Source organism: Streptomyces recifensis, from assembly GCF_002154615.1.
Lineage (GTDB): Bacteria > Actinomycetota > Actinomycetes > Streptomycetales > Streptomycetaceae > Streptomyces > Streptomyces griseoluteus.
Window position 1 is genome coordinate 1 of sequence record NZ_MUNH01000009.1, and the last position, 8375, is coordinate 8375.

6 protein-coding genes are annotated in these 8375 nt (G+C 73.8%); 5 read left to right on the forward strand and 1 reads right to left on the reverse strand.

All coding sequences use genetic code 11. The annotated features are described in order from the left end of the window. On the reverse strand, positions 1-508 hold a 508-nt coding region (locus CCN33_RS00445; protein ID WP_140394441.1), incomplete at its 3' end, for a serine/threonine-protein kinase. 364 nt (positions 509-872) lie between these two features. On the opposite strand from CCN33_RS00445, the gene CCN33_RS00450 reads away from it, so the two are divergent. The 5 genes from CCN33_RS00450 to CCN33_RS00470 form a co-directional block, all read left to right on the forward strand. Next, positions 873-4049: an FHA domain-containing protein gene (locus CCN33_RS00450; RefSeq protein WP_086689951.1), complete on the forward strand. Its 3177-nt coding sequence runs from the start codon at positions 873-875 to the stop codon at positions 4047-4049. Positions 4050-4224: 175 nt separating this feature from the next. Further along, positions 4225-5601 carry an ABC transporter substrate-binding protein gene (locus CCN33_RS00455; protein ID WP_086689953.1) on the forward strand — a complete coding sequence of 459 codons (1377 nt, stop codon included), beginning with the start codon at positions 4225-4227 and terminating at the stop codon, positions 5599-5601. 7 nt (positions 5602-5608) lie between these two features. Beyond that, positions 5609-6952 (forward strand): carbohydrate ABC transporter permease, encoded by a 1344-nt coding sequence (locus tag CCN33_RS00460; RefSeq protein ID WP_208621620.1) that lies wholly within the window; start codon positions 5609-5611, stop codon positions 6950-6952. Then, positions 6949-7866, forward strand: a complete 918-nt coding sequence (locus tag CCN33_RS00465; RefSeq protein WP_086689957.1) for a carbohydrate ABC transporter permease — start codon at positions 6949-6951, stop codon at positions 7864-7866. The genes CCN33_RS00460 and CCN33_RS00465 overlap by 4 nt, the downstream gene beginning before the upstream one ends. Before the next feature lie 140 nt (positions 7867-8006). Further along, the coding region (locus CCN33_RS00470) for a glycosyltransferase family 2 protein (protein WP_140394442.1) at positions 8007-8375 on the forward strand (369 nt) is incomplete at its 3' end.

The following is an 8375-nucleotide window of genomic DNA, read 5'->3' on the forward strand; positions in this document are numbered from 1 at the left end:
CCAGCCGGGCGATGCCGAAGTCGGTCAGCATCGGGTGCATCCGGCCGTCGTACTGGCGCAGCAGCACGTTGGCGGGCTTCAGGTCGCGGTGGACGACGCCGTCGGCGTGGCTGGCGGCGAGCGCGTCGGCGACCTGGGCGGTGAGCAGGGAGGCGGCGACGGGCGAGAAGGTGCCGTTCTCGCGCAGGTAGCGGTGCAGGTCGGGGCCCTCGACGAGGTCCATGACGAGCGCCAGCAGGTCGCCCTCGACGACCAGGTCGCGGACCCGGACGATGTTGGGGTGGGTGAGCCGGAGGAGTACGGAGCGCTCGCGCAGGAAGCGCATCACGATGTCCGGGTCGCTCGCCAGCTCCTCCTTGAGGACCTTGATGGCGACCGTCTCACCGGGCTGGCCCGCCACGGCCGCCTCGGCGCCCGCCGTCTCCCGCTGGCGGGCGCGCCAGACGGTGCCCGTGGCGCCGCGTCCGAGCGGCTCCTCGAGCAGGTACTTGCTGCCGACTGGCCGCACGTCACGCGCTCCCTGCTGCTTGTTCGCCGATTGCCGCCGGGGTGTTCCGGCGTTCCGACCACTGTAGTGGCCCCTCCGGAAGCCGCCCCCTGAGTACTACGTGCGGCTTCCGGCACGTGTTCGGTGGAAAGACGCTCACCTCGGTCCGCCGGTTGCCGGTTCCGGTGCGTGACCGATCTCAAGTGATCGCCGCCGCGTTACTGGTCAGGCACTTTTGGGGGCAGAGCTGACCAATCAAGATCACTTCGTACCGGGGCGCGGGCGGGAGGGTCGCGACAGGTGCGAGGATGCGTGCAGTACTGGCCTACGTGCCCGTGCGGAGTGGGGGACCTCCGCGGCCGGGCGGAAGGGACCGCTGACGGCGATGCAGATCCGGCTGACCGTCGTAGATCCGCAGGGCGCGTCCCCGGGGCGGGGTGGCGCCGCGACGCGCGACGTGCTGGTCACCGCGCCCACCGGCACCGAGCTGGCGGCGGTGGCGCCCGCGCTGGCCTCGGCGGTCACCGGCGAGAGCGGGGCCGGCCGGGACGGCGGCGCCCCCGTGGTGCTGTACGCGGGCACCGACCGCCTGGACCCGCGCCGCCACACCCTCGGCGAGCCCCCGCTGGTCGACGGCGCGGTGCTGTCGCTGGGCGCCCCGGTGGCCCCGGAGCCGCATCCCGAGCTGGACGACGCCCCGACCCAGCTCCATGTGGTCGCGGGCCCGGACGCGGGCGGGGTCCATCTGCTGCACGGCGGCCGGATAACGGTGGGCCGCTCCGCCGACGCCGACGTGCCCCTGGACGACCCGGACGTGTCCCGGCTGCACTGCGCGGTCACGGTCACCGCAGAGGGCCGGGTCTCGGTCGCCGACCTCGACTCCACCAACGGCACCACGCTGGACGGTGCCCGCGTCACCGGCCGCCCGCTGCGCTTCCCGTCGGGCGGTCTGCTGCGCCTGGGTGAATCCGCGCTCAGGGTGACCCCGTCGGGGGGACCCGGAGCGCGGGTGCGCACCGTGGCGGACGGCGAGGGCTGTATCCGGGTGCCCCTCGGGGAGGACCCGGACGCCCGCGCCCCGAAAAGCCCGGACACCGCCCCGGCACCGGCCGCGCCCGACGGCCCGACGGGGCACGCGTACGGCACCGCCGGCCGGATCGGCGCCGAGCGCGTGGAGCGGGCCGCCGTGCCCGAGCAGGGCCGGGCGCCCCGGATCGAGAGCCGGGCCGCGGACCACCTCACCGGCGGCTACCGGGAGCACGACACCCACGCCGGCCACCGGCCCGACGAGGCCCACCCCGACGAGCTGGACTCCCCCACCCGTAAGGGCACCCCCGTCCGGGGCACCGACATGCCAGCGCGCCGCCGGGGCATCGGCGCCTGGGCCCGCAAGCTGACCGGCGGCCGGGGCGAGCACCTCCCCGCCGAGGAGGCGCCGTACGCCGAGGCGGCCCCCGTCGCGCTGCCCGAGGCGTTCCGGCGCCCGGAGACCTGGCCCGACCCGGCCGCGCTGCTGCTGACGGCGCTCGGGCCGGGCCCCCGGCTCTGGGAGCGGGGCCCGGGGCACCGCGAGGCCCTGGCCGTGCGGCTCGGCACCGCCGACCGGACCGCGCCGGACGGCTCGGCGCTGCCCGCGGTGCCGGTGACGGCCGCGCTGCGCGAGGCGGGCGCCCTGGGCCTGGCCGGCCCGCGCCCCCGGCTCGCGGGGCTGGCCCGCGCGGTGCTGGCGCAGCTGGCCGCGCTGCACTCGCCGGACCTGCTGGAGATCGTGCTGATCAGCGCGGACCGCGCCCGCTCGGTGGAGGAGCGCACCGCCGAGTGGTCCTGGCTGGGCTGGCTGCCGCACGTCCGGCCGGGCCACGGCCAGGACTGCCGGCTGCTGCTGGCCTACGACCGCGAACAGGCGGCCGCCCGCACCGGCGAGCTGCTGCGCCGCGTCGAGTCCGACGCCGACCCCGCCTCCTTCCGGCCGGGCCCGCACGGGCACCCAGGGCCGTACACGGTGGTCGTGGTGGACGGCGACCCCGGCGGCTCGGCGCTGCGGGAGGACGTGGCGCGGCTGGCGGTGAGCGGGCCGCGCGCCGGGGTGCACGTGGTGTGCCTGGCCGAGACCGTGCCCGCCTCCCCCGCCTCGCCGCTGACGGAGACCTACGAGGCGGCCTGCGCGGTGACGCCCACCTTCCGCGAGTGCGGCGCGGTGGCGCTGCTCAGCGGGGACGTGGCGACCGCGCTGCGGCTGATGCGGGTGGCGCCGACCGGTCCGGTGGGACCGGGCACCCTCGCCGCCGTGGACGCGGTGTCGCCCGCCTGGGCGGAGCGGTTCGCGCGGGCGCTGGCCCCACTGCGCCCGGACGCCCCGGCCGAGGACCGGCACACGCGGGTGGCGGTGCCACTGCCGTTGTCGGCCCGGCTGCTGGACGAACTGGGGCTGGCCCGTGCCACCCCGGCCTCGCTGATGGCGCGCTGGGCGGACGCGGCCGACGACACCGAGTCGCTGGGCGGCCGGGCCCGCGCGGTGCTGGGCGCCGGTCCGCGCGGCCCGGTCACCGCCGACCTGGTGGCCGACGGCCCGCACCTGCTGGTCGAGGGGCCGCCCGGCAGCGGGCGTACGGAGCTGCTGCGGGCGGTGGTGGCGTCGCTGGCCGCCGCCGAGCGCCCGGACCGGCTCGGCATGGTGCTGATCGACGGCCGGGACGGCGTCGGCACGGCGGCCGGGGCCGGCGAGGGACTGCGCTCCTGTACCGACATACCGCATGTGACGACCCATCTGATCGCCAACGACCCGGTGCGCATGCGGGAGTTCGCGCAGTCGTTGAGCGCGGAGCTCAAGCGTCGGGCGGAGCTGGTCGGGCTGACCGACTTCGCGCACTGGCACACCGCGCACGAGGTGTCCGGCCGGATGGTGGCCCAGCGCGGCCCCGGCGGACGCGGTCCGGGCAACGGCGATCTGGAGGCGCCGCCCAGCTCCACGCTGCGGCTGCGGCCCGGCGCCGCCCGGCAGCGCGTCGAGGCGGCGCCCCCGCTGCCCCGGCTGGTCGTGGTCGTCGACGATCTGGACGCCCTGGTCTCCCCGGCGCTGGGTTCGCCGGGCCGGCCCGCCGCCGGTTCGGTGGTCCGGGCGCTGGAGGCGGTGGCCCGCGAGGGCGAGCGGCTCGGCGTGCACCTCGTGACCGCGACCGGCACGGGCGGCCGTACGGCGGATACGGAACCGGCGCGGCGGGCCACGCTGCGGGTGACGCTGGACGCGCCCTCCGGCGGACGCGGTACGGGACCCGCCGAGCGGAGCGCGGAAGGCGAACCGGCGCCGGGGCGCGGGGTGCTGGCGTACCCGGACGGCCGGGTCACCGGGGTGCAGGGCGGCCGGGTGACGGGCCGCATACCGCGCACCGCGACCCAGCGGCCGACCGTCCTGCCGCTGGACTGGCAACGGATGGGTGATCCCCCCACCCGGCGCCCGGTGCGGGAGCTGGGCAACGGCCCCACCGACCTGGCCCTGCTGGCGAGCGCGGTGGAGCGGGCGGCCCGCCAGGTGTCGGCGGGTCAGGTGCCGTCGCTGCTCTGACCACCGGGGTACGGCGATGAACCGGCGCCGACACGCATACCCGGATGATCACGAGCCGGTCACGATGCGTGGCCGGACCCTGCGGGTGCTCTTGCCGCACCGGGGCGGCCCGGCGTACACCGGAGCGCACAAGCTGAGTTCAGGCGTTCAACGGAGAACGACGAACGGGGAAGTGATGCGCAAGCCGAGCGACACCATCCGAGGACACCGGGCCGGAGCCGCCCTCGCCGCGCTGGTCGCGGGGGCACTGACGCTCACCGCCTGCTCCGGCGGTGACGGTAAGAAGGACGCCGACGAGGGCGGCGGCGGTGCCACCGCCTCCACGGTGACCCTGCCGAAGCTGAACGGCACGGAACTCGAGGTCGCCGCCGTCTGGACCGGTACCGAGCAGGCGAACTTCAAGAAGGTGCTGGCGGAGTTCGAGAAGCGCACGGGCGCGAAGGTGACCTTCGTGCCCGCGCAGGACCCGATCATCAACTTCCTCGGTTCCAAGATCGCGGGCGGGCAGCCGCCGGACGTGGCGCTGCTGCCGCAGCCGGGCGCGATCAAGCAGGCGGTCGACAAGAAGTGGGCCAAGCCGCTCGGCCCGGACGCCGTGAAGGAGCTGTCGAAGAACTACTCGCAGGGCTGGCAGGACATCGGCAAGGTCGGCGGCAAGCCGTACGGCGTCTACTACAAGGCCGCCAACAAGTCGCTGATCTGGTACAACGCCCCCGTCTTCGAGAACGCGGGCGCCAAGGAGCCGAAGACCTGGGCCGAGCTGCTGACCGCCGCGCAGGCGGTGTACGACTCCGGCGTGACCCCCTTCTCGGTGGGCGGCGCGGACGGCTGGACACTGACCGACTGGTTCGAGAACGTGTATCTCTCCCAGGCCGGCCCGGAGAAGTACGACCAGCTCGCCAAGCACGAGATCAAGTGGACCGACCCCTCGGTGAAGCAGGCGCTCACCACGCTCGCCCAGATCTGGGGCAAGAAGGACTACGTGGCGGGCGGCGCGGACGGCGCGCTGCAGACCGAGTTCCCGGCCTCGGTGACCCAGACCTTCACGGGCGGCGACCAGCCCAAGGCTGCGATGGTCTACGAGGGCGACTTCGCCCAGGTCAACATCGGTGAGACCAAGGCGAAGGTGGGCGCGGACGCCAAGGTCTTCCCCTTCCCGTCGGTCGGCTCGACCGCGCCGGTGGTCTCCGGCGGTGACGCGGCGGTGATCCTGAAGGACTCCAAGGGCGCCCAGGCGCTGGCGACCTTCCTGGCCTCCCCGGATGCGGCGACGGTCCAGGCCAAGCTCGGCGGCTATCTCTCGCCCAACAAGAACGTGCCGGACTCGGCGTACCCGAACGAGACCCAGCGCACCATCGCCAAGGCGCTCATCAAGTCCGGCGACGACTTCCGCTTCGACATGTCCGACCAGGCGCCCCAGGCGTTCGGCGGCACGCCCGGCAAGGGCGAGTGGAAGGACCTCCAGGACTTCCTGAAGAACCCGAAGGACGTCGCGGGCACCCAGGCGAGGCTGGAGAAGGACGCGGCGGCCGCGTACGGGAACGGGGGCTGATCCGGTCATGGCATCGGCAGCGGCGGCCGGCGCCCCTGCGGGCCCGGCCGCGCCGAAGAGCCGCAGGAGCGTGACCGGGACGCGCAAGGTGGTGGCGGCGCTCTTCCTGCTGCCGGCCCTGGTGCTGCTCGGCGCACTCGTGCTCTACCCGATCGGGTACTCGGTCGTCCGCAGTCTCTACGACTCCTCGGGCGACCGGTTCGCCGGGTTCGACAACTATCAGGCGCTGTTCACCGACGACGGCATCCGCACCGCGCTGAAGAACAACGTGATCTGGGTGGTGTTCGCGCCCACCGTCTCCACCGCGCTCGGCCTGGTCTTCGCCGTGCTGACCGAACGGGTGCGCTGGGGGACGGCGTTCAAGCTGATCGTCTTCATGCCGATGGCGATCTCGATGCTGGCCGCCGGGATCATCTTCCGGCTGGTGTACGACCAGGACCCGGACAAGGGGGTCGCCAACGCGGTGTGGGTCGGGGTGCACGACTCCTTCGCCCAGTCGTCGGCGTTCCCGAAGGCGCATCCCGGCCGTGAGTCGCCGCTGGTGGGACAGGGCGGCGCCTTCGTCACCCGGGACCCGGTGAAGGCGGGCACCCCGGTCGCGCTGCCCATGGTCGGCGTGGCCCCGGACCAGTTCCCGGACGACGCGGGGCGGGCCGTCGCCGCCCGGCCGGAGCCGGGGAAGGTCACCGGCACGGTCTGGCAGGACTTCACCCGCGGCAAGGGCGTCGGCAGGCTCGGCGCCCCGGACCCGGCCGAGCGCGGGTACGCCGGGATGCGGATCGAGGCCGTGAAGGACGGCAAGGTGGTGGCCTCGGCGAAGGCGGCCGGGGACGGCACCTTCACCCTGCCCGCCGCGGCGGACGGGGCCCGGCTCAGGCTTCCGGCGGCCAACTTCAAGGAGGCGTACAACGGCGTCGACTGGCTCGGCCCGGCCCTGGTCACCCCGGCGATCATCGGCTCGTACGTCTGGATGTGGGCCGGCTTCGCCATGGTGCTCATCGCGGCGGGGCTGGCGGGGGTGCCGAGGGAGCTGCTGGAGCAGGCGCGGGTGGACGGTGCCAGTGAGTGGCAGGTGTTCCGCAAGGTGACCGTGCCCCTGCTGGCGCCGGTGCTCGCGGTCGTCACCGTCACGTTGATGATCAACGTGCTGAAGGTGTTCGACCTCGTCTACATCATCGCGCCGGGCTCGTCCCAGGACGACGCGAACGTGCTGGCGCTGGAGCTGTACCGCAAGGGCTTCTCCGAGGGGCGGCCCGGCGTGGCCAGCGCCATCGCGGTGTTCCTGCTGCTGCTGGTGATCCCGGTGATGCTGTTCAACATCCGCAGGCTGCGGCGGGAGGGCAGGCCATGAGCACGCACACCGAGAGCGCGGGACGGGTGCGCGAGCTGCCCGCGAAGGACACCGTGCGGGGCCGGCGTTCGCTGGGCGCCCGGCTGGTCCAGGGGCTGGGCGGCGGCCTGGTCCAGTTCTTCCTGGTCCTGGTGGCGCTGTTCTGGCTGGTGCCGACCATCGGACTGCTGATCTCCTCGCTGCGCTCGCCGGAGGACATGAACGCGAGCGGCTGGTGGACGGTCTTCACCGAGCCGTCCAAGCTCACCTTCGAGAGCTACGGCAAGCTGCTGGAGAACGGCGACATCACCCACTCGCTGGTCAACACCGTGCTGATCACGGTCCCGGCGACGCTCGGCGTGGTGGTGATCGGCTCGCTGGCCGCCTACGCGTTCGCCTGGATGGAGTTCCCCGGCCGCGACTGGTGGTTCCTCGGCGTGGTCGCGCTGCTGGTCGTGCCGGTGCAGGTGGCGCTGATCCCGATCGCCGAACTCTTCGGCAAGGTCGGGCTGTTCGGCTCCATCCTGGGCGTGGTGCTGTTCCACATCGGGTTCGGGCTGCCGTTCGCGGTGTTCCTGCTGCGGAACTTCTTCGCGGAGATCCCGCGCGAGCTGCTGGAGGCGGCCCGGCTGGACGGCGCGGGCGAACTCCGGCTGTTCGCACGGGTGGTGATGCCGCTGGGCGCGCCCGCCATCGCGAGCCTCGGCATCTTCCAGTTCCTGTGGGTGTGGAACGACATGCTGGTGGCGCTGGTGTTCACCAAGTCCGGCTCCCAGCCGGTCACGGTGGCGCTCCAGACCCAGGTACGGCAGTTCGGCAACAACATCGACGTGCTCGCGCCCGGCGCGTTCCTGTCGATGGTGATCCCGCTGGCCGTGTTCTTCGCCTTCCAGCGGCAGTTCGTGTCCGGGGTGATGGCGGGAGCGGTCAAGTAACCGCGTCCGTACAGGTGTTGCCCGGGGGAATCGGTACGGCTCCCCCGGGCGTCCCCCGTATGCCGTAGGAGCCGTAACCAAGTCATCTGGGCGGCCGTTGCCGGGCAGAAGGCCCGCGCCGACCGACCCATGGATGTGCCTTGCCCAGGTTCAGCGTCATCGTCCCCGCGTACCAGGTCCAGGCGTACCTCGCCGAGTGCCTGGACTCGGTGCTCTCGCAGTCCTACGCCGACTTCGAGCTGATCGCGGTGGACGACCGCTCGCCGGACGGCTGCGGCGCGATCATCGACGAGTACGCGGCCCGCGACCCCCGCGTGAAGGCGCTGCACCTCGCGGAGAACGCCGGGCTGGGTCCCGCCCGCAACGCCGGTGTCGACGAGGCGGGCGGCGACTACCTGCTCTTCCTCGACGGCGACGACACCCTCACGCCGCACACCCTGCGTGCCCTCGCGGACCGCCTCGCGGCGACCGGCGAGCCGGACGTGCTGGTCTTCGACTACGCCCGCACC